This is a genomic window from Bacteroides parvus (assembly GCF_017309675.2).
GTDB lineage: Bacteria > Bacteroidota > Bacteroidia > Bacteroidales > Bacteroidaceae > Bacteroides > Bacteroides uniformis.
Genome location: NZ_CP084680.1, coordinates 4,158,578 through 4,183,902, shown reverse-complemented (window position 1 = coordinate 4,183,902; position 25,325 = coordinate 4,158,578). Strand labels below are relative to the sequence as shown.

Below are 25,325 nucleotides of genomic sequence, written 5' to 3'. Positions count from 1 at the left end.
ATGAAGAAGGAGTATCTGATTTACAAGCTTTCCGAAGATTTGAAGGAAGCTACCCGGATTGAGAATGAACTGTTCAGGAAGTTTGATGTGAAGCGCGGTTTGCGTAATGAGGACGGCACGGGAGTCTTGGTGGGGTTGACCAAAATAGGCAATGTGGTCGGCTATGAACGCATCCCCGGTGGAGGGCTGAAGCCTATTCCCGGCAAATTGTTCTACCGCGGTTATGATGTGGATGACTTGGCACACGCCATCATCAAAGAGAAGCGTTTCGGTTTTGAGGAAATTGCCTACTTGTTGCTTTCCGGTCGCCTGCCCGACAAGGAAGAACTCTCTTCTTTCCGTGAGCTCATCAACGACAACATGCCGCTGGAACAGAAGACCAAGATGAATATCATTGAACTTGAAGGAAACAACATTATGAACATCCTGGCGCGCAGCGTGCTCGAGATGTATCGTTTTGACCCTGATGCAGATGACACTTCCCGCGATAATCTGATGCGGCAGAGCATTGAGCTTATTTCGAAATTCCCGACCATCATTGCGTATGCCTATAACATGCTTCGCCATGCCACCCATGGCCGTTCATTGCATATCCGCCATCCGCAGGAAAACCTTTCCATTGCCGAGAATTTCCTCTATATGCTGAAGAAGGACTACACGGAGCTGGATGCCCGCACACTCGACCTGCTGTTGGTTCTTCAGGCCGAGCACGGTGGTGGTAACAACTCCACTTTTACCGTACGTGTCACTTCTTCTACCGGGACGGATACTTACTCTTCGATAGCGGCAGGTATCGGTTCCTTGAAAGGGCCGCTTCATGGAGGTGCCAATATTCAGGTTGCCGATATGTTCCACCATCTGCAGGAAAACATTCAGGACTGGACGAACGTGGATGAGATTGATACTTACTTCACCCGCATGCTCAACAAGGAAGTCTATAACAAGACCGGTTTGATATATGGTATCGGACATGCCGTCTATACCATTTCCGACCCGCGCGCCATTCTGCTGAAGGAGCTTGCCCGCGACCTTGCCCGCGAAAAAGGGAAAGAACGTGAGTTCGCTTTCCTTGAACTGCTCGAGGAGCGCGCCATTGATGTGTTTGGCCGTGTGAAGAATAATGGAAAGACGGTTTCGAGCAATGTGGATTTCTATTCGGGCTTTGTCTACGAGATGATTGGGCTGCCGCAGGAAATCTTCACGCCTTTGTTTGCCATGGCACGTATTGTCGGTTGGTGTGCACATCGCAATGAAGAATTGAACTTTGAAGGTAAGCGTATTATCCGTCCTGCCTATAAGAATGTTTTGGATGAGGTGGCTTATGTGCCCATTAAGAAACGGTAAGGATTAGACTTGTATCTTTTAAATCGTTCCATCACGGGGGAAAGAGGTTGTGTCAAAATGCTGACACAGCCTTTTTTTATGCGCAAAGCCCAGACTTTCTCAAGCCCGGGCTTTGTTATTACCCAAAGTTTTCGTATCTTTAGGCATAAAGTTTTTCGTTATGGCAAAGTTACATTTTCGTCCTTACATTCCCAACCAAACCGTTCTTTTTCCACAAAGAATTGATGAAAACATAGCTGCGAACGACCCGGTCCGCATCGTGAATGCTGTTATTGACAACCTCAATCTTGAGAGTTTCAAGAAGCTTTATAAGGAAACGGGCCGTTGTCCTTATCATCCTAAAATGATGCTTAAGGTGATAATCTACGCCTACATGAATAATATCTATTCTTGCCGTAAAATAGAGAAGCACCTCCTTCGTGACATTCATTATATTTGGCTTGCCGGTAATGAGCATCCGGATTTTATCACGATCAACCGTTTTCGTAACCGTGTAAAGGAGGAAATAAATAATGTATTTACCCAGTTGATTTTTGTCCTTGCCGATAAAGGTTTCATCAGCCTTGATGTGGAGTATATTGACGGCACCAAGATTGAATCCAAAGCCAACAAATATGCTTTTGTCTGGCGCAAGACAGTCGAACGGAACCGTACGAGACTAATGGATAAAATCCGTATTCTCTTGGAGCAGGTGGATGAAACCATTGCACAGGAGAACTCTATAAAAGACACATCCGTGGAGTTTACTTCCTGCAGGCTCTCTGACATAGTGGATGAACTTAAAGAAGCCCTGGAACGCCAGCCTGCAACAAAGGATAAGGAAGAAAAGAAAGCCCTGCGCAAAAAGAAGAAGCAGGTCAGGGAACTTGAAGGGTATCGTGACAAGCTGATAGAATATGACAATCACCTTGATACCCTTGGAGAACGTAACTCCTATTCCAAGACCGATCCTGGTGCCACATTCATGCGCATGAAAGAAGATGCCATGAAGAACGGGCAGACCAAACCCGGATATAATCTGCAAATAGGTACTGAAAACCAATTTATCACAGACTTCCGTCTGTTTCCCAACCCTACCGATACACTGACCCTCATACCTTTTTTCCACTCTTTCCAGTACCGCTATAACCGTTTACCGAATATCTGCGTGGCAGACTCCGGTTACGGTTCGGAAGAAAATTACCGGTTCATGCAGGAGAATGGGATAGAAGCCTTCATCAAGTACAATTACTTCCATAAAGAACAGCGTCCCCGTTATACTCCCAACCCGTTCCATGCCGAAAGTCTCCATTACAATGCCCAAGAGGATTATTACGTTTGTCCTATGGGACAGCACATGAACCGTATAGGAACCAAACGTGACAAGACAGCGAGCGGATACATCACCGAAAGTGCCCGGTATAAAGCAAAAAGATGCGAAGGTTGCCCTTTGCGTGGCAGTTGTTTTAAAGCTCGGGGGAACCGTATTATAGAAGTCAACCACCGATTAAATCAATACAAACGGCAGGCACGGGAAAGGTTGCTCTCAGAAGAAGGTATCAAGCATAGAGGCAGGAGGTGTATAGAACCAGAAGCTGTGTTTGGACAAATGAAATACAACATGGCATACAGAAGATTCCGGCATGTGGGAGAAGACAAGGTTACAATGGACTTTGCTTTCTTTGCTATAGCCTTTAATATCAAAAAAATGTGCGCTAAACTGATAAAAGAAGGAAAGGGGCTCATTACAGTTGCCAAATATTTGTTTATGGGACTATTTATAACCCGATATAATTGGAATATAGCAACTTGCTGCCAAATGCATGAGGAAAAAGTAGCATAGCCAAAAGAAAATATAGCAGAACTTAAAATATAAAAGAGGTTGTGCCAACGTTTTGACACAACCTCTTTTCTCCATGGTGGAATGAAATTTACTCCATGATGGAACGATTAGATTTTCGTATCTCTACTGCTTAATCTTCTCAGTAAAAAACACTGGTTTTTGCATGAAAAAACAATTATCCGGGGAAAACGATTTGTTTGTTGTGAGTTTTCTTTATCTTTGCTTCGCATAAATAAAGAACTATGAATCAGGAAACTTTTCAGATATTTCTGTGGGTAATGAGTGCTGTGGCATTGGTTGTCTTTATTGCACTCTATTTTGTCAAAGCGGGTTATGGCATGTTCCGTACTGCCTCGTGGGGAATCTCCATCAATAATAAATTGGCGTGGGTGCTTATGGAAGCGCCGGTATTCATCGTCATGTTTGGGTTGTGGGGGAAGAGTGGAGCGGGATTTGCCGTGCCGGTATATTTCTTCTTCCTGCTGTTTCAGTTGCACTATCTTCAGCGGGCCTTTATTTTTCCGTTCCTGCTGAAAGGTAAAAGCCGGATGCCGGTAGCTATTATGGCGATGGGTATCGTCTTCAACCTTTTGAACGGGATGATGCAGGCGGGCGGTTTGTTCTATTTCGCTCCCGAAGGCTTGTATGCCGATGGCTGGGCCTATTTGTTGAAACCTCATGCCTTGTTGGGAGTCATTCTGTTTTTTGCGGGTATGTTCGTCAATTTGCATTCTGACTATGTGATACGTCATCTGCGCAGGCCGGGTGATACGAAGCATTATCTTCCCGGAAAAGGACTTTACCGATACGTCACTTCTGCCAATTACTTCGGTGAACTGGTGGAATGGACGGGGTTTGCCATACTCACAGCTTCTCCCGCCGCCTGGGTGTTCGTCTGGTGGACGTTTGCCAACCTTGTTCCCCGTGCCGATGCCATTCACCGCCGTTATCGGGAGGAGTTTGGTGATGAGGCGGTAGGAAAGCGCAAACGCATCATTCCATTTCTTTATTAATGGAAAATGGAGAGTTGAAAATGGAAAATGAATAATTCATAACTTATAACTCATAACTCATAACGATGGAATCCAAGTTATTCACCCCCGTCACTTTCGGACCGTTGACTTTGCGTAACCGTACCATCCGTTCGGCTGCTTTCGAGAGCATGTGTCCCGGAAACGCTCCGTCGGACATGTTGCTCGACTATCATCGGTCGGTAGCGGCGGGAGGTATAGGTATGACTACTGTTGCTTATGCGGCAGTTACTCAGAGCGGCTTGTCTTTTGACCGCCAGTTGTGGATGCGTCCTGAGATTATCCCCGGACTCCGTAGGCTGACTGATGCCATACATGCGGAGGGGGCTGCGGCAGGCATCCAGTTGGGACACTGTGGCAATATGTCCCATAAGAGTATTTGCGGTTGTATGCCTGTCGGTGCATCTTCCGGTTTCAATCTTTATTCTCCTACTTTTGTGCGCGGACTTCGTGCCGATGAGCTGCCGGAGATGGCGCGCGCTTATGGACGTTCGGTGAATCTGGCACGGGAGGCCGGATTTGATTCTGTAGAGATTCATGCAGGGCATGGCTATCTCATCAGCCAGTTCTTGTCCCCGTCCACCAACCATCGGAAAGACGAGTTCGGAGGCTCGTTGCAGAACCGTATGCGTTTTATGGATATGGTGATGGAAGAAGTGATGAAGGCTGCCGGCAGTGATATGGCTGTGCTGGTGAAGATGAACATGCGCGACGGTTTCCGTGGAGGGATGGAGCTGGACGAGACGATGCAGGTGGCCCGGAGGCTGGAGCAGTCGGGAGCACATGCGCTGGTCTTGAGCGGTGGGTTCGTCAGTAAGGCGCCGATGTATGTCATGCGGGGCGAAATGCCTATCCGCAGCATGACGCATTACATGACCTGCTGGTGGTTGAAATACGGTGTACGCATGGTAGGCAAATGGATGATACCGAGCGTACCGTTTAAGGAAGCCTATTTCCTGGAAGATGCCTTGAAATTCCGTGCCGCCTTGAAGATACCGTTGGTTTATGTGGGTGGCCTGGTTTCCAGGGACAAGATAGATGAGGTGCTGGATGACGGCTTCGAGGCTGTGCAAATGGCACGTGCTCTGCTCAATGAGCCGGGGTTCGTCAACCGCATGCGTGCCGAAGAGAATGCACGTTGCAACTGCCAGCATAGTAATTATTGCATTGCCCGGATGTATTCCATCGAGATGGCATGCCATCAGCATTTGAAGGAGGAGCTTCCACCTTGTCTGAAAAGGGAGATAGAGAAAATCGAAGCGAAAGGCTGATTTTTAGTTTTTAATTTTCAATTTTTAATTATTAAAGTGAATTTAGCTGTTATAACCGGGGCAGACGGTGGCATGGGCATGGAAATTACCCGCGCAGTGGCAACTGCCGGCTATCAGGTCATCATGGCATGCCGTGACCCCCAAGCTGCCGAACCCAAGCGGCAACTGCTGATGCGTGAAACCGGTAATCCGCGTATTGAGACTGCTCCCATTGATTTGGCATCTCTGGCTTCAGTGGCCGCATTTGCAGAGCATCTGTTGAAGCGGGGAGAGCCGTTGGCGTTGTTGATGAACAATGCCGGAACCATGGAAACGGAACGCCGCATTACCGAAGACGGACTGGAACGGACGGTGAGTGTCAATTATGTAGGGCCTTACCTGCTGACCCGCAAGCTGCTGCCATTGATGGGAGAGGGGAGCCGTATTGTGAATATGGTATCTTGTACGTATGCCATCGGTCATCTTGACTTTCCGGATTTTTTCCTCCGGGGAAAGAAGGGTGGCTTTTGGCGCATTCCTATATATAGCAACACGAAGCTGGCATTGACTCTGTTCACCATCGACTTGGCCAGTCGCGTCAAGCACAAAGGTATTGTTGTGAATGCGGCCGACCCGGGGATTGTGTCTACCAATATCATCACCATGCATATGTGGTTCGACCCGCTGACAGATATGCTTTTCAGACCTTTTATCCGTACTCCCCGTAAGGGAGCTGCAACGGCTGTCGGCTTATTGCTGGATGAGGATGCCGGTAAACGTACGGGTACATTGAATGCCAGTTGCCGTCCCAAGTCTCTTTCGGAGAAGTATACCCGGCATGTACAGATGGAAGAACTGTGGGAGAGGACGGAAAATATAGTGAAGAAATGGTTGTAAAAAACAGAGAAGGCGCATATGTCGCCTTCTCTGTTTATGGGGTACCTGAACTGTCTGTCATCAGATCGACAGTTCTCTCAATACATTTACAAGGTCTTTTTTGATGGGTTTATCATTTTTGATGGCTTTCGTGAAAGGAACGTATACCACTTCATCGTGGTCAATGCCTATCATGACATTGCGCTGTCCTTCCATGATGGCGTCGATGGCGGCTGCGCCCAGACGGCTGGCAAGGATACGGTCGTGTGCCGTAGGACTACCACCGCGTTGCAAGTGACCGAGGATGGTTACGCGTACGTCATATTGGGGGTATTCGTTCTTTACACGCTCTGCATAGTGCATGGCACCGCCGGTCAGTTCACTCTCGGCTACCAGTACGATACTGCTGTTCTTGGATTTCCGGAAACCGTTCTTGATGAATTCTTCCAGTTGGTCTACTTCCGTACTGAATTCCGGGATAATGGCTGCTTCTGCTCCGGAGGCGATGGCGCCGTTCAGAGCGAGGAAACCGGCATCGCGTCCCATGACTTCTACGAAAAACAAGCGCTCATGGGAAGTGGCTGTATCACGGATTTTGTCCACAGCATCCAGGATCGTGTTCAGCGCGGTGTCGTAGCCGATAGTGGTATCTGTTCCATAAAGGTCATTGTCGATAGTTCCCGGCAGCCCGATACAAGGCACGTCAAACTCTTGTGCAAAGATACGAGCACCGGTCAGCGAACCGTCGCCTCCGATAATCACTAAGGCGTCAATGCCTTCTTTCTTCATGTTGTCGTAAGCAATCTGGCGGCCCTCGGGAGTCGTGAACTCTTTGCAGCGGGCTGTCTTCAGGATTGTACCACCCAGCTGGATGATGTTGCTGACATTTTGGCTTTTGAATTCTTTGATTTCGCCGGTTACCAGACCTTTGTAACCTCTATATATACCTTTAACTGAAAGTCCGTTGTAAATAGCCGAACGTGTCACGGCACGTATGGCTGCGTTCATTCCCGGAGCATCACCTCCTGATGTCAAGATACCAATGCACTTAACTGTTCCCATAACAATCTTTTTGTTTAGTATTAATAATCATGATGAAAAATAGATTTGGACTATTTTTTCATGCCGCAAAGATAAGGAAAAAGCTGAGGCCGTGACTAATAAATTACGTTAATTTGCTGTTCCAAAAGGATGACAAACTGTTATTTAAGTTTTGACTTTATGGCTTCTGAAATTTCTTCCATCAGCCATTTAGGGGTGGAAGTGGCTCCGCAGACACCGATGGAATTGGCACCGGCTAACAGAGAACTATCTATTTCTTCGGCACTGTCTATCAAATGTGAATTGGCATTGACTTTTTTACACTCACTGAACAGCATCTTGCCGTTGGAACTTTTTTTACCGCTAACAAAGAATATTAAATCATGGGAAGCGGCAAATTTTCGGATATTGGGTATCCGGTTTGCTACTTGTCGACAGATAGTGTCGTATGATTCAAAAGTAACTTCCGGTGAGATGTGTCCCTCTATGTATTTTACAATGTTTTGAAATCCGTCCAGAGATTTTGTGGTCTGGGAATAGAGCCGGATGTCTTTGCTGAAATCCAGTTTCCTTGCCTCTTCCTGCTTTTCAATAACGATGGCCTTTCCCGTAGTTTGACCTACCAGTCCCAGTACTTCGGCGTGTCCATTTTTGCCATAGATGACAATTTGTTTGTCTTGGCCGTCTTCCTGGACATACTCTTGCTTTATCTTCTTTTGCAGGCGGAGTACGACCGGGCAGGTTGCGTCAATGATTTCTATATTGTTGCGGCGGGCAATGTCATAAGTTTCGGGGGGTTCTCCATGAGCGCGAAGCAACACCTTGGCGTTGTGGAGGTGGTTGAATTCCTCATGGTTGATGGTAATCAGTCCCATTGCTTTCAGGCGTTCCACTTCACGGCTGTTGTGCACGATATCTCCCAGACAATAAAGGGTTCCTCCTTTCGCCAGTTCCTCTTCTGCCTTGTTTATTGCGGTGACAACTCCGAAACAGAAGCCGGAGCCTTCGTCTATTTCTACTTTTGCCATATCCGGTTCAGTTCTTCTCCTTTATAACCCGTTCGAATTGTTCGGCCAGCCATTCCTTTTGTTGGGAAATGGTCAGGTGGCTGTTGTCCAACAATAAAGCGTCAGAAGCTTTGCGCAGCGGACTTACTTCCCGGTTTTGGTCAATATAGTCCCGTTGTTTCACATTTTCCAGAATTTCGTCAAAGCTGGCTTCTTCCCCTTTGGCCTTCAGTTCATCATAGCGGCGTTGTGCCCGTATTTCGGGGCTGGCAGTTACAAAAATTTTCAGCTCGGCATCCGGGAAAACGGTAGTGCCGATGTCGCGCCCGTCCATAACGATGCCTTTGGCCTTGCCCATCTCTTGTTGCTGTGCCACCATAGCTTCGCGTACGAAATCCAATGCTGCAATGGGACTGACACGTGAAGACACTTCCATGGTACGGATTTTGTTTTCTACATTTATTCCGTTCAGGTAGGTGTCCGGGCGTCCGGTTTCGGGGTTCAGGCGGAAAAAAATATGTATATCCTTTATTAGACTTTTAAGTTTTTCGGTATCTATGCGGTCACCCTGGAAAATACTATTCTCCATACTATATAATGTTACTGCCCGATACATGGCACCGCTATCTATATATATGTAGCCGATTTCGCGGGCGAGGTCTTTGGCCATAGTGCTTTTTCCGCAAGAGGAAAAGCCGTCGATTGCTATTGTTATCTTTCTCATGACTTTTATACTATAGTTATATAGGTATAACACCTGCAAAACAGAAAATTTCAATATTTCATTTAAAATTCTTGCCAAAGATACGGTATTTTTAAAATATCTCGTTACATTTGTGGCACAAAAGCACATGGAGGCTTTTGAAGGATTAAAAAAATGAAAATGGAGCGCCTATTGTGTAAAAAAAAACAGCAGTGCGTGAACATTCTTGGGAAAAGTGCTATATTTGCCCCAAATGAGAAACACTAAAATTATATTATAAATTATGGAAATTAAGAAATCACCTAAGGCAGACTTGGAGAGTAAGAAGTCGACTTGGCTGCTTGTCGGTTATGTGATTGTGCTCGCTTTCATGTTTGTTGCGTTCGAGTGGACAAAGCGTGACATCAAGATTGATACGAGCCAGGCTGTTGCCGACTTAGTATTTGAAGAGGAAATTATTCCTATTACGGAACAACCGGAGCAGGTTACTCCTCCGCCCCCCGAAGCTCCTGCAATTGCAGAAACCTTGACTATTGTTGAGGACGATGCTGACGTGGAAGAAACTGCTATCGTATCTTCTGAAGAATTGAACCAGGCTGTGGAAATTAAATATGTTCCCGTAGCAGTGGAAGAAGAAGAACCGGAAGAACAGACTATTTTCGAAGTGGTAGAACAGATGCCTGAATTTCCGAATGGTGGTATGGCTGGTCTGATGCAGTATCTGAGCAAGAACATCAAATATCCTACTATTGCACAGGAAAACGGAACTCAAGGTCGTGTAACTGTACAGTTCGTGGTTAATAAGGATGGTAGTATTGTAGATGCTAAAGTTTTGAGAGGTGTTGATCCGTATTTGGACAAAGAAGCTGTCCGCGTGATTATGGGTATGCCGAAGTGGAAGCCTGGTATGCAGCGTGGTAAACCCGTTCGCGTTAAGTATACTGTACCTGTAATGTTTAGATTGCAGTAATAAAATATCTATAAGTGGGAGAGGCTGCCGGAATGCAGCCTCTTTTCATTATCCGCTATTTCCTAAATTCTGAAAATGTCATGTTTACAGCTTCCGAGCTTTTAGAAAGAATAAATTCTCATATTGCAGAATTGCAGTTTACCCGTACTCCTCAAGGTTTATATGCTCCCATTACCTATGTGCTGTCCATGGGTGGAAAAAGAATCCGTCCGGTATTGATGTTGATGGCCTACAATCTGTATCAGGAGGATATTACCCGTATTTTTAATCCTGCAATGGGTATTGAAGTGTATCATAATTATACTCTTTTGCACGACGACTTGATGGACCGTGCAGACCGTCGCCGTGGCAAGGATACAGTACATAAAGTCTGGGATGACAATGCTGCCATTCTTTCGGGGGATGCAATGCTTGTATTGGCTTATCAGTTTATGGCTCAATGCCCGGTTGAACATTTGAAAGAAGTGATGGATATATTTAGCTTGACCGCACTTGAAATCTGTGAAGGGCAACAGCTGGATATGGAGTTTGAACATCGGAAAGATGTGAAGGCAGAGGAGTATCTGGAAATGATTCGTCTGAAAACTTCGGTATTGTTGGCTGCAAGTCTGAAGATTGGTGCTCTTTTGGGAGGGGCTTCTTCTGAAGATGCGGAGCTGTTGTATGATTTTGGCATGAACTTGGGTGTCGCTTTTCAGTTGAAAGATGACTTCCTGGATGTTTATGGCGATGCTGCCGTCTTTGGAAAGAATATTGGAGGTGACATTCTGTGCAATAAAAAGACCTACATGCTGATAAAGGCTTTTGAACATGCGGATGAAGGCCAGTTGACTTATTTGAATGCTTGGGTGGATGCTGTTTCATTCAATCCGGAGGAGAAGGTTGCTGCGGTGACGGAACTGTATAACCAGATTGGTGTCAAGGAGTTGTGTGAGAAAAAAATGGAAGAGTATTGTGAGCGCGCAATGGAAAGTTTATTGGCGGTGAACGTGGCGGATGAAAAGAAGGAAGAATTGAAGAGCTTGATGGCTAACTTGATGCATCGGGAAGTGTAACTTAAATCCGGGAGAAATGCCTTATAGAAGATTGCCTAATACAGATCAAGCGAGAATACGGGCGCTGAAAGCAGTGGTCGTCAAGGGTGATATATGTAATGTGTATGATTTGGCCGTATCTTTGAAGGTATTGACTGATGCGCGGAATTTTCTTACAAAGTTTGAAGCTGCGCAAGCTTATTATGCCGACTGTTTTGAGCGGCAGGCTCGGGCGGGACGTAAGCATCAGGCTAATGTAAAGACTGCCCGTCTGTATATTTCTCATTTTATCCAGGTGTTGAATTTAGCTGTCATCCGTTCTGAAGTGCGTATTGCTCATAAGGAATATTACGGTTTGGACACAAGCAACAATAATGTGCCTGATTTATCGACAGAGCCTGCTTTGGCAGAGTGGGGGCGTAAAATCGTGGATGGGGAAAACAAGCGTATATCTCAGGGAGGAATTCCCATTTATAACCCTACGATTGCAAAAGTGAGGGTGCATTATGATATTTTCATGGATAGTTATGAGAAACAAAAGAATCTTCAATTTTTAACAGCCCGCAGTTTGGACACCTTGGCTTCGATGCGTGCAGAAGCGGATGAGTTGATTCTGCATATATGGAACCAGGTGGAAAAAAAATTTGAGGAGGTTACTCCTAATGAGAAACGGTTGGATTTATGCCGTGATTATGGAATAATCTATTATTATCGTACTGGTGAAAAACGCAAAGAGTAAGTTGAAGAATGAGATTGATTGATTCACATTCCCATCTTTTTTTAGAAGAGTTTGCAGGGGATTTGCCCCAAGTGATGGCCCGTGCCCGTGAGGCAGGAGTCACGCATATTTTTATGCCCAATATCGATAGTACCACCATAAAGCCTATGCTTCGGGTGTGTCGTGAATATAAGGGGTATTGCTATCCAATGATTGGGTTGCATCCCACGTCTGTGGATGCGGATTATGAAAAGGAGTTGGATATAGTGGCCCGGGAGCTGGCCTCATCGAACGAATTTGTTGCAGTTGGTGAAATTGGTATGGATTTGTATTGGGATAAGACTTTTCTCAGAGAACAGCAAAGGGCGTTGGGCAGGCAGATTGAGTGGGCTTTGGAATACGATTTGCCGGTAGTGCTGCATTGTAGGGAAGCGTTCGACCATATATATAATGTGTTGAAACTTTATCGGCAGACTCCTTTGAAAGGAATTTTCCATAGTTTTACGGGGACCTCGGAAGAGGCCTGCAGGATTATGGAATTTGCGGATTTTATGATAGGAATAAATGGTTTGGTGACTTTCAAGAAATCAACTTTGCCCGAAGTCTTGAAGAATATTCCTTTGGAACGTATCGTGCTGGAAACCGATTCCCCTTATCTGACTCCGGTTCCCAATCGAGGCAAGAGGAACGAAACCGCATATGTTAAGGATACTTTGGTAAAGGTGGCCGGAATCTATGGGAATTCTCCTGAAAAGGTGGCTCAGGTTACTTCTGATAACGCTTTAAAAGTGTTCGGAATGCTCAAATAAGCTCTTTAAGATTTTAAAGTTTATTAATTTTGAGATTTTATTTAATATAAAACGGGGAGAATGAGGCAGAACAACAAAAAAAAGAATACATTTGTAGCTGAAAACGCTTGTGGTTCGCATTTTTTTTGTAATTTGCACCCGATTTCAGAAAAGGCGTCTATTGGAGAGATGCTCGAGTGGTTGAAGAGGCACGCCTGGAAAGCGTGTATACCCCTAAAGGGTATCCGGGGTTCGAATCCCCGTCTCTCCGCAATGTGATAAAATGGAGATAAAACAACAAATTATAATAAATAAATTAATTAATTAATCTTAAAAATTAGACACACAATGAAAAAGTTATTTGCAATTGTTGCTGTGATGGGAGTCTTAACATTTGGCTCAACTCAACTTGCTCAGGCTCAAGATGCTCCTGCAGCTGAACAAACTGAACAAGCAGCTGTAGCACCTGCTGCTGACGCTGCTGCTCCTGCCGCTATGGAAGCTGCAGAAGGTGGTATCCACAAAGAGATTAAAACAAAGTTCATTGAAGGTACTGCATCTTTCATGAGTTTGGTAGCTATCGCATTGGTTATCGGTCTTGCATTCTGTATTGAACGTATCATTTATTTGAGTTTGGCTGAAATCAATACAAAGAAGTTCTTGTCTGCTATCGAAGCTGCTTTGGAAAAAGGTGACGTTGAAGCTGCTAAAGACATCGCACGTAACACAAGAGGTCCTATTGCTTCTATCTACTATCAAGGTCTGATGAGAATTGACCAAGGTATTGACGTAGTAGAAAAGTCTGTAGTATCTTATGGTGGTGTACAAGCTGGTTACTTGGAAAAAGGTTGCTCTTGGATTACACTGTTCATCGCTATGGCTCCGTCTTTGGGATTCTTGGGTACTGTAATCGGTATGGTGCAGGCATTTGATAAGATTCAGCAGGTAGGTGATATCTCTCCGACGGTTGTAGCAGGTGGTATGAAGGTTGCCTTGATCACTACTATCTTCGGTTTGATCGTTGCTTTGATTCTGCAGGTATTCTACAACTATATCTTGTCTAAGATTGAAGCTTTGACAAGTGAAATGGAAGATTCTTCTATCTCACTGTTGGATATGGTTATCAAATATGACTTGAAATACAAAAAATAATTAAGATGGCTAAGTTATCATATAAAGTATCATACTACGTACTGTATGTCATGTTCGCTATCATCTTGGTAGTGTTAGGCTTGTTCTACTTCGGTGGAGATGCTCAGGGCGATGCAGTATTGATGAGTGTTGACGCAGAAATGTGGCAACCGGCTCAGACAGACGCATTGATTTATTTGATGTATGTCTTGTTCTTTATAGCTATTATTGCTACCGTGGTTGGTGTTGTGTTCCAATTTGGATCTGCACTGAAAGATAATCCGGGAGCAGCGTTGAAATCTTTGATCGGTTTGGTTATATTGGTTGCAGTTGTTGTTATTTCTTGGGCTATGGGTAGTGAAGAGCCACTCGTTATTCCGGGTTATAGCGGAACTGAAAATGTTCCTTTCTGGTTGAAGCTTACTGATATGTTCCTCTATTCTATCTATATCTTGTTTGCTGGTACAATCTTGGCAATCATTTTTAGTAGCATTAAGAAGAAATTATCATAACCGATTGAGGTAAATCAATCTAAAGAGTAATTACAATGGCAAAAGGAAAAAGAAAAGTTCCTGATATTAACTCAAGTTCTACAGCGGATATTGCATTCTTGTTGCTGATTTTCTTCTTGATCACGACATCTATGGATACTGACCGTGGTTTGGCAAGACGTTTGCCGCCTCCACCGGAAAAAGACCAGAAGATTGAGGACCAGAAGAAGAAAGAACGTAATGTTCTGCAAGTCTTCTTAAATATGCAGGACCAGTTAATGTGTGGGAATGATTATATTACAGTTGACCAATTGCGTGCGAAAACAAAAGAATTCATTGCCAATCCGTACAATGATGAAACGAAGCCGGAAAAGATTTCAAAGAATGTTGCTTTCTTCGGTACGGTTCAAGTAACGGAAAATCATGTGGTTTCTTTGCGTTGTGACCGCGGTTCTTCCTATAAGGCATATATGGCTGTACAGAATGAGTTGGTAGCAGCTTATAATGAGTTGCGTGATGAATTGGCTCAAGAGAAGTGGCAGAAAAATTATGCTGAGTTGGATCAAGAACAGCAAGATGCAATTCGTGAAATTTATCCTCAGAGAATTTCTGAGGCAGAACCTAAAAAGTACGGAGAAAAGAAGTAATGGGAAAATTTAATAAGACTGGTAAACGTGAGATGCCGGCGTTGAACACTTCTTCTCTGCCTGACCTTATCTTCACCTTGTTGTTCTTTTTCATGATTGTGACAACGATGCGTGAGGTAACATTAAAGGTTGAGTTTAAGGTTCCGCAAGCTACGGAATTGGAGAAACTGGAGAAGAAGTCGTTGGTTACGTTTATCTACGTAGGAAAACCTACTGCCGAATTTCGTAAGAAGTTAGGTAATGAGAGCCGTATCCAGTTGAACGACAGTTATGCTGAAGTTGCTGAAATTCAAGATTATATTATTGGTGAACGTGCCAGTATGAAAGAAGAAGATCAGCCACAGATGACAGTGTCTTTGAAAGTTGACCAAGATACGAAAATGGGTATCGTAACAGATATCAAGGAAGCTCTTCGTCAAGCTTATGCTTTGAAGATTAACTATTCTGCGCAACCGCGTCAGTAAGAGTTGATTTAAGATATAATAAAGGTCGTTTCAACAAATGAAACGACCTTTATTGTTTTAAGTATATTGGATTTTTAAGATTTCACATTATATACTTCGCAGTAGATGTGTTCCTTTACAGAGTCAAAATCCTTTCCACATTCTATATCTCCATAGGCCATGATGAGCATAGGTAGGTAGTTGTCTCCTGCTTTGTAGGGTGGTTGTTGGTAGGGCTTTTCCCATAAGGAGAATCCTTGCCGTTGATAGAAGTTAATGCGGCGTTTAGCCATTTCTTCTTGGGGTATTTCCACTTCCAAGACGATGGGATGTTTTAAGAGTTGGCACAAATGGTTCAGTACACTCTTTCCATACCCGCCGTTACGCTGTGCGGGGTCAATGGCAAAATGCTCTATATAGTAGAAATGTCCGAAATCCCAGTAAGTGATGAGGCCTACCGGGGTGTTGTTATGGAAGATGATATTGTTATAGAAGTGCGTTTTGGTATCTGTATACTTGCGCAATTCCTCCAGTTCCCGGTACTCCTCTGAAGGGAACGATTGAGTCATTAATTTCTCCATATAGCTGTACAAGTCTGTGTCAGCTGTTGTAATACGTTGAAGTCTGATCATAAGTTCTTTAAGTTTAGTTTGTTCTTATTCTGTATAAAATTCAATGATGCGGCGGATAGCTCGTTGGCAGATAGGACAGAAAGTGGGATATTCATTGGTACGCATGCGGCAATTGTCTGCCGGACGGTAGATGCCTTTGGCAGAATAGCCGGCTCCTTCATATACACCTACGGGATATGTTCCACTTTCAGAAGAGGGAGTAGGAACGGGAGTTCCTTGTGCAAGCATGTCTTCCCACTTGGAGGTGAAATTGATTCTCGTGCTGATATTCTGTTCCCAGGGTTCCACATCTAATGGATAGGTATCTGTCATCACGTCATTGTCATAGAAATATTCATCGGCCAGTCCGCCAAAGCTATGCCCGAACTCATGTACCACAACGGGGCGGAACATTGGATGGTGGGCGGTAGTAAGGGTATAGGAATTATAGATTCCACCGCCGCCATATTCTTCCGTATTGGCAAGGATGATGATGTGTTCATACGGTATTCCAGCCAGCGCATCGTGTATGGATTTGACACGGGAGGTTGTCAGATACCGGTCTGAATAGAATGTGCTGAAATGAGAACTGAATGCTGTCCGTTTCCATTCTCCGAGGCGTGGTACACTTACTCCGCTGTCTTCGGAGGGGCTGGCCACTGCTACAATGTTGAAGTACTTTTTCATGGACCGGAAGGGTTCGTGGGCAAACAGACTTTCGCAGGCAATGGCTGCATCTTTGTAGAATACCGGCATCTCTTCGGGAGTATATCCTTCTGCAAGGATGGCTACGTCGATGCATTTGTCTGTATTGCCGCTTTGCAGCAGATATTTATGTGGTGTGATGTGGGCAGTACCTTTCTGCTGTATTAGGATATCGTCGGGACTGACCGTATGTTTCATGCTTGCCCGTACATTTCTACGCGGGTCAAGGAGTGTTATTTCTATTTCTGCAGGACGAAGGGGATAGGGAAGGAGGAAGGTGTTTTCGAATCCTTTGGTTACTGCTTTGGCTTCATCTGTTTCCAGCCACTCCTGAAAGAGCGAAGAAAAGGATGTTTTGTAGATTACGTTGCCATTGGCAGCATCCCGCATAATGATTTGTCCGTTTCCTTGCAGGGGCAGTTCAGACAAGTGATGCTTCCTTCCTGCCCAAGAGGGGAGACAAGACAGTCCGTCCAGGCATATCTCTTGTTTGGCTGCATTTCCGGTAAAGATATAGTCGATACGTAGGGTCTTATCGGCAAAATAATCGGCAAAGCTTTGGGCATGCAAGGATATTGCTGCCATCAGGCATAATAGGAATAAGGAATACTTTTTCATAACGGTTCATTATTATTGCTACGACAAAGATAATATCTTTAAAGCTCATCTGCAATTTTCCAGTCGTGCGAGATGGAATTTGCGTATACGCTTTGAAATGCCTGATATGCGGTATTATTCTTTTTTTGTAAGAAAAGTTATAAACCGTATTTTTATTGGCGAAAAAATAGCTAACTTTGCATATTGCCGTATAGATATGCGGGAGATATAGTAATTTATTAATCATTAGAATTTGAAATGGGACATCATCAGTTGGATACTTTAGACGAACAGATTTTAAAACTTATAGCCGATAATGCACGCATTCCTTTCCTTGAAGTGGCTAGAGCTTGTAATGTATCGGGAGCAGCCATTCATCAGCGCATTCAAAAGCTGACAAACTTAGGTATATTGAAAGGTTCTGAATATGTGATTGATCCGGAGAAGATAGGATATGAAACATGCGCCTATATCGGTATCTACCTAAAGGATCCTGCTTCCTTCGATGCTGTAACGAGAGCATTGGAAGCTATTCCCGAGATTGTGGAATGCCATTTTACAACGGGCAAGTATGATATGTTCATAAAGCTTTATGCCCGCAACAACCATCATTTGCTGAGCATCATACATGATAAGTTGCAGCCGCTGGGACTGGCGCGTACGGAAACCTTGATTTCTTTTCACGAAGCCATCAAGCGGCAGATGCCTATAACGGTAGAAGAAGAGGAAGATTAATTCTGCCGGCGGATATAATCGACAAATGCATAAGGGCAGGGATGCTTCTCATCTGCGGGGTGAGACTCCCTGCTTTTTTCTTGCCATACAGTCGGAGCGACTTCGGGAAAGTAGGCGTCCACCTGAGTGGCTTCTGCATCCACTTCGGTCAGGCAGAGGGCATCCGCAAAGGGGAATGCCTGGCGATAAACACTTGCACCGCCGATGATGTAGACGTGTTCGTTGGGTTGGCAACTGTTCAGTGCTTCTTCCAGTGAGGGAAAAACTTCTGCACCGGGACAGAGCAAATCTTTTTGAGTGGACAGAACAACGTTGCGGCGGTTGGGAAGCGCGCCTTTGGGGAGAGATTCAAAGGTCTTTCGGCCCATGATGATGGTATTTCCCGTGGTGAGGGCTTTGAAACGCTTTAAATCATTGGGAAGCCAAAATAGCAATCGGTTCTGATAACCGATACCTCTCTTTCTATCTACTGCGGCGATAATACTAATCATATGTGTGTAAAATTCTTTTCTCTTTCTATCTTTTTATTATAGGATTTATACTGACACTTTCCCTGCAATATGCGGATGCGGGTTATAGTTGATCAGCTCGAAATCCTCGAACTTGAAGTCGAAGATGCTTTTCACATCAGGATTGATTCTCATCTGCGGCAAATCCCGCGGTTCACGAGATAGTTGGAGCTTTACCTGCTCCAAATGGTTCAGATAGATATGGGCGTCTCCTAAGGTATGGATGAAATCCCCGGCTTTCAGTCCGGTGACTTGTGCCATCATCTGCAGGAGCAGGGCATAGGAAGCGATGTTGAAAGGCACTCCTAAAAAAATGTCTGCACTACGTTGGTACAGTTGCAGACTCAGTCGTCCGTTGGCGACATAGAACTGGAAGAAAGCGTGGCAGGGAGGGAGGTTCATGTTGTCCAAATCGCCTACATTCCATGCGCTGACTATAATCCGGCGTGAGTCGGGATTGTGCTTGATGGTTTCTACAGCTTCGCTGATCTGGTCGATGGATCCGCCTTTATAGTTCGGCCAGGAGCGCCATTGATACCCGTAGATATGTCCTAGGTCGCCGTTTTCGTTCGCCCATTCGTTCCAGATACGTACACCGTTGTTCTGGAGATATTTCACATTGGTGTCTCCCCGGAGGAACCATAGCAGTTCGTATATGATTGATTTAAGATGCAGCTTCTTGGTAGTAAGGCAGGGGAAGCCTTCATCCATGTTGAAACGCATTTGGTGGCCGAATACGCTGATGGTGCCGGTACCCGTACGGTCGCTTTTCTCTACGCCTTCGGTCAGTACGCGGTTCAGCAGGTCTAAATATTGCTTCATGATGTAATGCTCTGTTTTTATCCGAACGCAAAGGTAGGGGAATTAATTAAAGATTAATAATTAAAAATTAAAAACTTAGAGGAAGGGGGTCATCAAGTTTCCCACCCAGCCTACGAATTTCTTCCATCCGGAACGCTTTTTCCAGACTTCAGGAGTGAGCAGCGTACTGTTTTGCATGTCTCGTTCGAACATGGCATTCAGTTCATTGGTGGTCTTGGGGTCGAAGATGAAAGCGTTTGTCTCGTAGTCGTAGCGCAGGCTGCGGCTGTTGAGATTGGCGGTACCTACTGTGCAAAAAGTGCTGTCTACCATCATTATCTTGGAATGGTGGAAGCCGCCGTTGAAGAGGTATATCTTGGCTCCTTTCTTCATCAGCTTATGTGCTATATAGAATGAGGCATCCGGTGTAAAGGCTATGTCTGACACGGCAGGTATCATGATTTCCACTTCAGTACCTTTTTTCAGTGCGTTCTTGATTGCCTTGCGGATTGATTTGGTCGGAACGAAATAGGGATTCACGATTCGGATATTCTTCTGTGCGGCTTGTATGGAAGCTGCATAGGCATGGCTGATGGAGCGTGGTGTTTCGCGTGGCGTGCGGTCTACGATGGCTATTTCTTCGGCAATACTGTCGGGCAGTTGCGGAATGTCCGGAAAATAGGCGGGACCTCCAACGTGTTGTCCCGTCTCTCGGTTCCACATGGTCAGGAAGATGCCTTGCAGATAGCGCACGGCATCTCCTTCAAGATGTATGTGCATATCGTGCCATTTACCGATTTTAGGCAATCCGTTGATGTAGTAGTCGGCGATGTTCATGCCACCGGTATAACCTATCTTTCCGTCAATTACTACTATTTTCCGATGGTCGCGGTGTATGGCGTGGTTTACCCAGGGAAAAGTGATAGGGTCGAACTTGACGATTTCGATGCCTTGGGCATGGATGGATTTCAGATGGTGTTCCTTCAATGGTTGGTTGTTGGACCAGTTACCGAAGGCATCGAACATGGCGCGGACTTCAACCCCTTCCTTGACCTTCTCTGCCAGAAGGCTGAACAAGGCATTGGCTATGGAGTCGTTGCGGAAATTGAAATATTCCAGATGGATATGATGCCGGGCATGGCGGATATTCTCGAAGAGGTCGACGAACTTGTCATGACCGGTCATCAGTAATTTCACTTCATTGTTGTAAGTAACGGGAGCGCCCATTTCCTTCAAGTAATTCATGACGATGGAATCGCTTGTTGTTTGCGCTTCGATATTCCCAATAGAAAAAACGAATAATGTGATGAATAGAATCTTTCTCAAAACTTTCTCCTCTTATTAAGTTTTCTGAGTGGGCAAAGATACAATTTCTTGTTGATATATGTCTGTCCGTTTAAAAAAAATTAGCCCTTACCTTATTGGATAAGATAAGAGCCAATGACTTTGTTGGAGTAGTACATGTCCTCTTTCTCCGGGCACGGATATATATTTATGCCATGGATACAATCTTGCGGTAACCGAAATAGAGCAATACTACTCCGGCAATGATTAACGACTTGGGATCAAGCTCTGATGCTCCGCTCCGGATGGCTGTGTCAAAGGTCTCGCGCAAGGTGTCCAGTATCAGCTGCACTCCGTCGAGGGCGACGAATAGCACGAGACACAATGTAAAGCAGAATGCTGCCCATATCTGTGCCAAGTGGTGGCTACGGTCGGGCAAGTGCCGCAGTACGCGGCGGCTGAATCCGTTATCGGCTATTTCCTGCCGGTGTTCGGCAAAGAATGAAGTCAGGAGTTTATCATTATTTTCCATCATAACCATTTTGTTTTAAGTAGGAAGCCATTTTGTCTTTCGCCCGCGAGAGGTGGCTTTTTACCGTTCCCGCCGGACATCCGGTGATACCTGCAATCTTTTCGATGCTTTGGTCTTCCATGTAGAAGAGCGTGATGCAGGTGCGTTCCATTTCCTTCAGTGTGGCGAGGGCACGGTAAATGTCTATGTGCTGCCCCACGTCCTGCTGCAGTGTGCTGCATTGAGCATCCACTCGGTACGTATCCAAATCGTCCGTCTCTTTCCTGCTGCGAATATAATCATAAAAAACATTATAGGCAATACGGTAGAGCCAGGTCGAGAAATTGGATAGATTCTTGAACGAAGCGATGTTTGTATAGGCTTTGATAAACGTATCTTGTGCCAAGTCGTCACTCAACTCGCTGTCGCCGCAGGTCTGGTGCAGGAAGAACTGCCGTACGGACGACTGGTACTTCTTCACCAACCGGTCGAAGGCCTTGGTGTTTTGAAACACCACGACCTGTGCGACTAACGATATGTCATTGAGTTGACTCATTTTTCTTCGTTCTTCTTCTGTTGGCCGTAGAAAATCACCAATTGTCCGAAGCCGGTGAACATGACGAGTAAGCCGATACATCCGAGACCGAATTCTCCGGTAATGGCCCAAAGGAAGATGAACAGGCCGATGCCGACGAATATGTTGTTGATGCCTTTGCTACGGATGTCTGTTGCTGCGGCTTCTTTGAAGAAGTTTTCAGGCAGTTGCTGTCCGCTGGCCAGGGCTTGTTCTGCCAGGCGGTACTTGGCCTTCCGGTTTTTATAGCGGAAGAAGAATACTACGAATATGATGAGTAGCGGCAGTCCGAATACAAAGACGATGGCTGTTACGGCAATCACGGTCTCCGAAGTCTTGCTTCCGAGGTCGAACCCGTTCCAGTCCATACTGCTGTTGTGGTGGGTTCTCCATTTTTCCGGAGCATCGCTACTGCCGGTACCGTTTTCATAAGTCATGATGCTGAGTGTGTCTGTTACGGTTTCTCCATTGATGACAGTGTCCCTCAATTCGATGACTCTTTTCTTGTTCCCCTGACCGTCGTTCTCTGTTACGGTTCTGTTTGCGCCTTGCACCAGTGTGCAGAACATCATGGCGAGCATTAATCCTAAAATGATACGTTTCATAATCTATGGTTTTTTAATTTGTTTCTTTGTTGGTTAGACGTATCGTCACCTTTATAAAGTTGCAAAGAGAAGATATTTTTTTTAGAAAACCGGAAATAAGACGATATTTTTCCGGAAAATGTCTTATTGTCTTTTTCCTGGAATAACAAGAAGTAGGTATTTGCGACTGTAAATAGAGGTAAATATACAAACCGGGTTGTTTCTTATTGTAAATACTGTTATCTTCGCACATCTGTTTTTATTGGGAAGTCTTGATGAAGTTGAGGAATATAATGAAGTGTTTCCTCCCTCTGCTGTTCATTGCCTATCTGGGAGGAATTACGCTGTTTACCCACTCGCATGTGGTGAATGGTGTTATCATTGTGCATTCCCATCCATTCAAGGGACAGCATGAGCATACAGAGGTGCAGTTAGAAACCATTTTCTATCTTGCCTCTTTCGTCTCCTCTTCCCTTCCGTTGCTTCCGGTTGCCGCGACGGTTTTCCTTGTTTTGTTGTGTGTACTGAGCATTCTTGCCACGGAATGCATCAAGTGTGTAAAGCTTCGTGGCGGTATTTGCCTGCGTGCTCCCCCTTCTTTTTTTCAAATCCGATAGATTAAGGCAATTCCGTTGTGGGATTGCGTCAACCTCATTGATTAACATATTATTTTAGAAGTACATGAAAAAATATATATTTTTTGTGGTGGGAGCAGTATGTCTGTTACTCTCATCAACCGTTTATGCCGAAGATTTGAAGAGTACCGATGCCAATATTGTCGGTCATGTAATAGAAAAAAGTACAAGGGAACATTTGCCTTATATGACAGTTTCGCTGAAAGGCACCACCATCGGGACCATGACCGATGCCACCGGCCACTATTTCCTAAAGAATCTGCCTGAAGGTGAGTTCACGTTGTCCGTCAGTGCCGTAGGTTATAAGTCGCAGGAGCGCAAAGTCGTTCTGAAACGTGGTAAGACCTTGGAAGAGAACTTTGAGTTGGAAGAAGACATGGTGGCACTGGACGGGGTGGTAGTTACAGCCAACCGCAACGAGACTGCCCGGCGTTTGGCACCCACTTTGGTCAAAGTGGTTACTCCTAAACTGTTTGAGCAGACAAATTCGCATACTTTGTCGCAAGGACTGGCCTTTCAGCCAGGTGTGCGGGTGGAGACCGATTGCCAGAATTGCGGTTATTCACAAGTGCGCATCAACGGGCTGGATGGGAAATATACCCAAATATTGATAGACTCACGTCCCATCTTTTCCTCTCTGGCCGGTGTGTATGGGTTGGAACAGATTCCCGCCAACATGATAGAGCGTGTGGAAGTGGTGCGTGGAGGTGGTTCAGCCTTGTTCGGTTCTTCAGCCATTGCCGGGACGGTGAATATCATTACGAAGGAACCGATTCGCAATTCCGGTTCTTTCTCGCATACCATTTCCAATTTCGACGGTTCCGGCTCGTTCGACAACAACACGACCCTGAATCTTTCCTTGGTTTCTTCGGACAGTAAGATGGGGGCTTATGTGTATGGCCAGAGCAGGCATCGTTCGGCATGGGACTCCAATGGAGACGGTTTCTCCGAATTACCGAAGCTGAAGAACCAGACTGTCGGTCTGAATGCTTACTACCGGACAAGTGCCTATTCCAAGCTGAGCCTTGAATACCATCATATGGAGGAATTCCGCCGTGGTGGAAGTGGCTTCAGCCTTCCCCCTCATATAGCCGAGGATGCCGGATTGAACGGTACCGGGGCGCCCGGACTGGTGGAACAGCTGAAACATTCCATCAACACGGGTGGGCTCAAGTTTACGGCTTTCTCCAAAAACCAGAAACATACGTTCAGTACCTATGCTTCGGCTCAGCACATCGTGCGCAATAGTTATTATAGCGCTTATGGAATGACTACGGACTTTACCGGTGTGCTGGGTGCCCAGTATATTTATCATTTTGACAAGTGCCTGTTTATGCCTGCCGATTTGACCGGAGGCATTGAGTTCAATCACGACAATCTGCATGACAAGGCAACGGACGTACAGAAGTATCGTGATGCTGCTTTGGCCGAAGATCCTACGGCAACGGGTGACCGCTTGCAACAACTGATTGAGAAATATACCCCCGCCCCGTTGAACCAAATGGTGAATATAGCAAGCGCCTATGCCCAGAATGAGTGGAAGAACGAACAGTGGAGTTTCCTGATTGGCGGGCGCGTGGATAAAAACAGCATCATGGACAAGGCTGTTTTCAGTCCCCGTGCCAATATCCGTTATAATCCTACTCAGGATGTGAATATCCGTTTCAGTTATGCTGAGGGATTCCGTGCTCCACAAGCGTTTGATGAAGATCTGCATATCAGTAATGTGGGTGGAGAATTGGTTTCCATTGTCCGCGCCAAAGGATTGAAGGAAGAGCGTTCGCGCAGCTTCAATGCTTCGGTAGACTGGTATCATTACTTCGGAGATTTCCAGGCAAACCTATTGGTGGAAGGCTTCTACACGAAACTTTCCGACCCGTTTGTCCTGACGCCTCCGGTGAAAGACCCGGACGGTAGTGCTTATCTGATACAGACCCGCATCAATGGTTCGGGAGCTAAAGTGTATGGCGGCACATTGGAAGGAAAGGTTGCCTATAAGGATAAGGTTCAGTTGCAGGCAGGGTTGACACTTCAACGAAGTATCTATGACTCTCCCGAAGAATGGAGTGCGGATGAGGAGCACTTGTCGGAGAAAGAACGTTACAGTGACAAGATACTGCGTACTCCCGACGTCTACGGCTACTTTACAACTACCTATATGCCGGTTAAAGCCTTCTCAATAGCTTTGAACGGCAATTATACCGGGCGGATGTACGTTCCCCATTTGCTTTCGGAGGTGAACGGTGAGGCGGATGTATTGGTAAAGAGTCCGGACTTCTTTGAACTTGGAACAAAGATAGCTTACGACTTTGATTTTCAAGGGTTCTGTTTGCAGCTCAATGCCGGTGTACAGAATATATTCAATTCTTATCAGAAAGATTTTGATAAAGGAGCGAGCCGCGATTCCGGTTATATCTACGGACCGGGTGCACCGCGTTCCTATTTTGCAGGGGTGAAACTCAGTTTTTAAAAAGAGTATTGAA

General features: G+C 45.4%; 27 protein-coding genes and 1 tRNA gene. 17 read left to right on the top strand and 11 right to left on the bottom strand.

All coding sequences use genetic code 11. The annotated features are described in order from the left end of the window. The 5 genes from JXR92_RS17175 to JXR92_RS17155 all read left to right on the top strand — a co-directional run bounded on the left by JXR92_RS17175 (nt 1) and on the right by JXR92_RS17155 (nt 6,344). Nucleotides 1-1,344 carry a citrate/2-methylcitrate synthase gene (locus JXR92_RS17175; protein WP_131225394.1) on the top strand — a complete coding sequence of 448 codons (1,344 nt, stop codon included), beginning with the start codon at nt 1-3 and terminating at the stop codon, nt 1,342-1,344. A 160-nt stretch (nt 1,345-1,504) separates the two neighbouring features. Next, nucleotides 1,505-3,166 (top strand): IS1182 family transposase, encoded by a 1,662-nt coding sequence (locus JXR92_RS17170; protein WP_138346716.1) that lies wholly within the window; start codon nt 1,505-1,507, stop codon nt 3,164-3,166. Between the two features lie 242 nt (nt 3,167-3,408). After that, nucleotides 3,409-4,179, top strand: coding sequence for a DUF1295 domain-containing protein (locus tag JXR92_RS17165; protein WP_138345763.1), 771 nt, complete (start codon nt 3,409-3,411; stop codon nt 4,177-4,179). A 65-nt stretch (nt 4,180-4,244) separates the two neighbouring features. Continuing rightward, nucleotides 4,245-5,468 (top strand): NADH:flavin oxidoreductase, encoded by a 1,224-nt coding sequence (locus tag JXR92_RS17160; RefSeq protein WP_138345765.1) that lies wholly within the window; start codon nt 4,245-4,247, stop codon nt 5,466-5,468. 36 nt (nt 5,469-5,504) lie between these two features. After that, nucleotides 5,505-6,344 carry an SDR family oxidoreductase gene (locus tag JXR92_RS17155; RefSeq protein WP_138345767.1) on the top strand — a complete coding sequence of 280 codons (840 nt, stop codon included), beginning with the start codon at nt 5,505-5,507 and terminating at the stop codon, nt 6,342-6,344. A 60-nt stretch (nt 6,345-6,404) separates the two neighbouring features. On the opposite strand, the gene pfkA is transcribed toward JXR92_RS17155, so the two are convergent. From pfkA to cmk, 3 genes are all read right to left on the bottom strand, one after another. Continuing rightward, nucleotides 6,405-7,385: a 6-phosphofructokinase gene (gene pfkA, locus JXR92_RS17150; protein WP_005827137.1), complete on the bottom strand. Its 981-nt coding sequence runs from the start codon at nt 7,383-7,385 to the stop codon at nt 6,405-6,407. 140 nt (nt 7,386-7,525) lie between these two features. Beyond that, complete coding sequence (locus JXR92_RS17145) at nt 7,526-8,392, bottom strand: 4-hydroxy-3-methylbut-2-enyl diphosphate reductase (protein ID WP_117964110.1); 867 nt, start codon at nt 8,390-8,392, stop codon at nt 7,526-7,528. 7 nt (nt 8,393-8,399) lie between these two features. Next, a complete protein-coding gene (gene cmk, locus JXR92_RS17140; protein ID WP_138345769.1) occupies nt 8,400-9,095 on the bottom strand; it encodes a (d)CMP kinase in 696 nt (231 codons plus the stop codon). A 262-nt stretch (nt 9,096-9,357) separates the two neighbouring features. Between cmk and JXR92_RS17135 the strand changes: the two genes are divergently transcribed. The 9 genes from JXR92_RS17135 (at nt 9,358) to JXR92_RS17095 (ending at nt 15,317) form a co-directional block, all read left to right on the top strand. Then, on the top strand, nt 9,358-10,044 hold the full coding sequence (locus JXR92_RS17135; protein ID WP_117600030.1) for an energy transducer TonB: 687 nt from the start codon (nt 9,358-9,360) through the stop codon (nt 10,042-10,044). A gap of 80 nt (nt 10,045-10,124) precedes the next feature. Further along, nucleotides 10,125-11,099 carry a polyprenyl synthetase family protein gene (locus JXR92_RS17130; RefSeq protein WP_117600078.1) on the top strand — a complete coding sequence of 325 codons (975 nt, stop codon included), beginning with the start codon at nt 10,125-10,127 and terminating at the stop codon, nt 11,097-11,099. A gap of 16 nt (nt 11,100-11,115) precedes the next feature. Then, nucleotides 11,116-11,817 carry a hypothetical protein gene (locus JXR92_RS17125; protein WP_131225390.1) on the top strand — a complete coding sequence of 234 codons (702 nt, stop codon included), beginning with the start codon at nt 11,116-11,118 and terminating at the stop codon, nt 11,815-11,817. 8 nt (nt 11,818-11,825) lie between these two features. Further along, nucleotides 11,826-12,605: a TatD family hydrolase gene (locus JXR92_RS17120; protein ID WP_138345773.1), complete on the top strand. Its 780-nt coding sequence runs from the start codon at nt 11,826-11,828 to the stop codon at nt 12,603-12,605. A gap of 162 nt (nt 12,606-12,767) precedes the next feature. After that, nucleotides 12,768-12,855 (top strand) — tRNA-Ser (locus JXR92_RS17115). 77 nt (nt 12,856-12,932) lie between these two features. Beyond that, nucleotides 12,933-13,736 (top strand): MotA/TolQ/ExbB proton channel family protein, encoded by an 804-nt coding sequence (locus tag JXR92_RS17110; protein ID WP_117964113.1) that lies wholly within the window; start codon nt 12,933-12,935, stop codon nt 13,734-13,736. A gap of 5 nt (nt 13,737-13,741) precedes the next feature. Then, a complete protein-coding gene (locus tag JXR92_RS17105) occupies nt 13,742-14,227 on the top strand; it encodes a hypothetical protein (protein WP_117600034.1) in 486 nt (161 codons plus the stop codon). A 35-nt stretch (nt 14,228-14,262) separates the two neighbouring features. Then, complete coding sequence (locus JXR92_RS17100) at nt 14,263-14,853, top strand: ExbD/TolR family protein (RefSeq protein ID WP_117600035.1); 591 nt, start codon at nt 14,263-14,265, stop codon at nt 14,851-14,853. Beyond that, complete coding sequence (locus JXR92_RS17095; RefSeq protein ID WP_025833345.1) at nt 14,853-15,317, top strand: ExbD/TolR family protein; 465 nt, start codon at nt 14,853-14,855, stop codon at nt 15,315-15,317. The genes JXR92_RS17100 and JXR92_RS17095 overlap by 1 nt, the downstream gene beginning before the upstream one ends. Before the next feature lie 74 nt (nt 15,318-15,391). On the opposite strand, the gene JXR92_RS17090 is transcribed toward JXR92_RS17095, so the two are convergent. Continuing rightward, on the bottom strand, nt 15,392-15,928 hold the full coding sequence (locus JXR92_RS17090) for a GNAT family N-acetyltransferase (RefSeq protein ID WP_117964114.1): 537 nt from the start codon (nt 15,926-15,928) through the stop codon (nt 15,392-15,394). A gap of 24 nt (nt 15,929-15,952) precedes the next feature. Next, complete coding sequence (locus JXR92_RS17085) at nt 15,953-17,230, bottom strand: IgA Peptidase M64 (protein ID WP_117964115.1); 1,278 nt, start codon at nt 17,228-17,230, stop codon at nt 15,953-15,955. A 237-nt stretch (nt 17,231-17,467) separates the two neighbouring features. Here JXR92_RS17085 and JXR92_RS17080 point away from each other — a divergent pair, with 237 nt between their 5' ends. Continuing rightward, nucleotides 17,468-17,944 carry an Lrp/AsnC family transcriptional regulator gene (locus tag JXR92_RS17080; protein ID WP_005827104.1) on the top strand — a complete coding sequence of 159 codons (477 nt, stop codon included), beginning with the start codon at nt 17,468-17,470 and terminating at the stop codon, nt 17,942-17,944. Here the strand turns inward: JXR92_RS17080 and JXR92_RS17075 are convergent. The 6 genes from JXR92_RS17075 to JXR92_RS17050 form a co-directional block, all read right to left on the bottom strand. Continuing rightward, nucleotides 17,941-18,435: a dihydrofolate reductase gene (locus tag JXR92_RS17075; RefSeq protein WP_138345775.1), complete on the bottom strand. Its 495-nt coding sequence runs from the start codon at nt 18,433-18,435 to the stop codon at nt 17,941-17,943. The two genes, JXR92_RS17080 and JXR92_RS17075, sit on opposite strands and share 4 nt — an antisense overlap. A 45-nt stretch (nt 18,436-18,480) precedes the next feature. Next, nucleotides 18,481-19,275 carry a thymidylate synthase gene (locus JXR92_RS17070; protein WP_138345777.1) on the bottom strand — a complete coding sequence of 265 codons (795 nt, stop codon included), beginning with the start codon at nt 19,273-19,275 and terminating at the stop codon, nt 18,481-18,483. Between the two features lie 75 nt (nt 19,276-19,350). After that, a complete protein-coding gene (gene cls, locus JXR92_RS17065; protein ID WP_259300437.1) occupies nt 19,351-20,532 on the bottom strand; it encodes a cardiolipin synthase in 1,182 nt (393 codons plus the stop codon). A 214-nt stretch (nt 20,533-20,746) separates the two neighbouring features. Next, on the bottom strand, nt 20,747-21,073 hold the full coding sequence (locus tag JXR92_RS17060) for a DUF5056 domain-containing protein (protein ID WP_138345779.1): 327 nt from the start codon (nt 21,071-21,073) through the stop codon (nt 20,747-20,749). Then, a complete protein-coding gene (locus tag JXR92_RS17055) occupies nt 21,060-21,605 on the bottom strand; it encodes an RNA polymerase sigma factor (RefSeq protein ID WP_138345781.1) in 546 nt (181 codons plus the stop codon). Before JXR92_RS17055 ends, JXR92_RS17060 begins: the two co-directional genes overlap by 14 nt. After that, the gene (locus tag JXR92_RS17050) at nt 21,602-22,228 is read right to left on the bottom strand and encodes a DUF6249 domain-containing protein (protein WP_138345783.1); all 627 of its coding nucleotides are present in this window, start codon (nt 22,226-22,228) and stop codon (nt 21,602-21,604) included. The genes JXR92_RS17055 and JXR92_RS17050 overlap by 4 nt, the downstream gene beginning before the upstream one ends. Before the next feature lie 254 nt (nt 22,229-22,482). Here JXR92_RS17050 and JXR92_RS17045 point away from each other — a divergent pair, with 254 nt between their 5' ends. Together JXR92_RS17045 and JXR92_RS17040 are read left to right on the top strand one after the other, a co-directional pair. Then, complete coding sequence (locus JXR92_RS17045; RefSeq protein ID WP_117991071.1) at nt 22,483-22,824, top strand: hypothetical protein; 342 nt, start codon at nt 22,483-22,485, stop codon at nt 22,822-22,824. A 64-nt stretch (nt 22,825-22,888) separates the two neighbouring features. Beyond that, on the top strand, nt 22,889-25,312 hold the full coding sequence (locus JXR92_RS17040) for a TonB-dependent receptor (protein WP_138345785.1): 2,424 nt from the start codon (nt 22,889-22,891) through the stop codon (nt 25,310-25,312). Nucleotides 25,313-25,325: the final 13 nt, after the last annotated feature.

What these genes read in the sequence shown, in the direction of transcription:
- JXR92_RS17175 (WP_131225394.1), top strand. Translation starts at nt 1, where the DNA reads ATGAAGAAGGAGTATCTGATTTACAAGCTTTCCGAAGATTTGAAGGAA.
- JXR92_RS17170 (WP_138346716.1), top strand. Translation starts at nt 1,505, where the DNA reads ATGGCAAAGTTACATTTTCGTCCTTACATTCCCAACCAAACCGTTCTT.
- JXR92_RS17165 (WP_138345763.1), top strand. Translation starts at nt 3,409, where the DNA reads ATGAATCAGGAAACTTTTCAGATATTTCTGTGGGTAATGAGTGCTGTG.
- JXR92_RS17160 (WP_138345765.1), top strand. Translation starts at nt 4,245, where the DNA reads ATGGAATCCAAGTTATTCACCCCCGTCACTTTCGGACCGTTGACTTTG.
- pfkA (WP_005827137.1), bottom strand. Translation starts at nt 7,385, where the DNA reads ATGGGAACAGTTAAGTGCATTGGTATCTTGACATCAGGAGGTGATGCT.
- JXR92_RS17145 (WP_117964110.1), bottom strand. Translation starts at nt 8,392, where the DNA reads ATGGCAAAAGTAGAAATAGACGAAGGCTCCGGCTTCTGTTTCGGAGTT.
- cmk (WP_138345769.1), bottom strand. Translation starts at nt 9,095, where the DNA reads ATGAGAAAGATAACAATAGCAATCGACGGCTTTTCCTCTTGCGGAAAA.
- JXR92_RS17135 (WP_117600030.1), top strand. Translation starts at nt 9,358, where the DNA reads ATGGAAATTAAGAAATCACCTAAGGCAGACTTGGAGAGTAAGAAGTCG.
- JXR92_RS17130 (WP_117600078.1), top strand. Translation starts at nt 10,125, where the DNA reads ATGTTTACAGCTTCCGAGCTTTTAGAAAGAATAAATTCTCATATTGCA.
- JXR92_RS17125 (WP_131225390.1), top strand. Translation starts at nt 11,116, where the DNA reads ATGCCTTATAGAAGATTGCCTAATACAGATCAAGCGAGAATACGGGCG.
- JXR92_RS17120 (WP_138345773.1), top strand. Translation starts at nt 11,826, where the DNA reads ATGAGATTGATTGATTCACATTCCCATCTTTTTTTAGAAGAGTTTGCA.
- JXR92_RS17110 (WP_117964113.1), top strand. Translation starts at nt 12,933, where the DNA reads ATGAAAAAGTTATTTGCAATTGTTGCTGTGATGGGAGTCTTAACATTT.
- JXR92_RS17105 (WP_117600034.1), top strand. Translation starts at nt 13,742, where the DNA reads ATGGCTAAGTTATCATATAAAGTATCATACTACGTACTGTATGTCATG.
- JXR92_RS17100 (WP_117600035.1), top strand. Translation starts at nt 14,263, where the DNA reads ATGGCAAAAGGAAAAAGAAAAGTTCCTGATATTAACTCAAGTTCTACA.
- JXR92_RS17095 (WP_025833345.1), top strand. Translation starts at nt 14,853, where the DNA reads ATGGGAAAATTTAATAAGACTGGTAAACGTGAGATGCCGGCGTTGAAC.
- JXR92_RS17090 (WP_117964114.1), bottom strand. Translation starts at nt 15,928, where the DNA reads ATGATCAGACTTCAACGTATTACAACAGCTGACACAGACTTGTACAGC.
- JXR92_RS17085 (WP_117964115.1), bottom strand. Translation starts at nt 17,230, where the DNA reads ATGAAAAAGTATTCCTTATTCCTATTATGCCTGATGGCAGCAATATCC.
- JXR92_RS17080 (WP_005827104.1), top strand. Translation starts at nt 17,468, where the DNA reads ATGGGACATCATCAGTTGGATACTTTAGACGAACAGATTTTAAAACTT.
- JXR92_RS17075 (WP_138345775.1), bottom strand. Translation starts at nt 18,435, where the DNA reads ATGATTAGTATTATCGCCGCAGTAGATAGAAAGAGAGGTATCGGTTAT.
- JXR92_RS17070 (WP_138345777.1), bottom strand. Translation starts at nt 19,275, where the DNA reads ATGAAGCAATATTTAGACCTGCTGAACCGCGTACTGACCGAAGGCGTA.
- JXR92_RS17060 (WP_138345779.1), bottom strand. Translation starts at nt 21,073, where the DNA reads ATGATGGAAAATAATGATAAACTCCTGACTTCATTCTTTGCCGAACAC.
- JXR92_RS17055 (WP_138345781.1), bottom strand. Translation starts at nt 21,605, where the DNA reads ATGAGTCAACTCAATGACATATCGTTAGTCGCACAGGTCGTGGTGTTT.
- JXR92_RS17050 (WP_138345783.1), bottom strand. Translation starts at nt 22,228, where the DNA reads ATGAAACGTATCATTTTAGGATTAATGCTCGCCATGATGTTCTGCACA.
- JXR92_RS17045 (WP_117991071.1), top strand. Translation starts at nt 22,483, where the DNA reads ATGAAGTTGAGGAATATAATGAAGTGTTTCCTCCCTCTGCTGTTCATT.
- JXR92_RS17040 (WP_138345785.1), top strand. Translation starts at nt 22,889, where the DNA reads ATGAAAAAATATATATTTTTTGTGGTGGGAGCAGTATGTCTGTTACTC.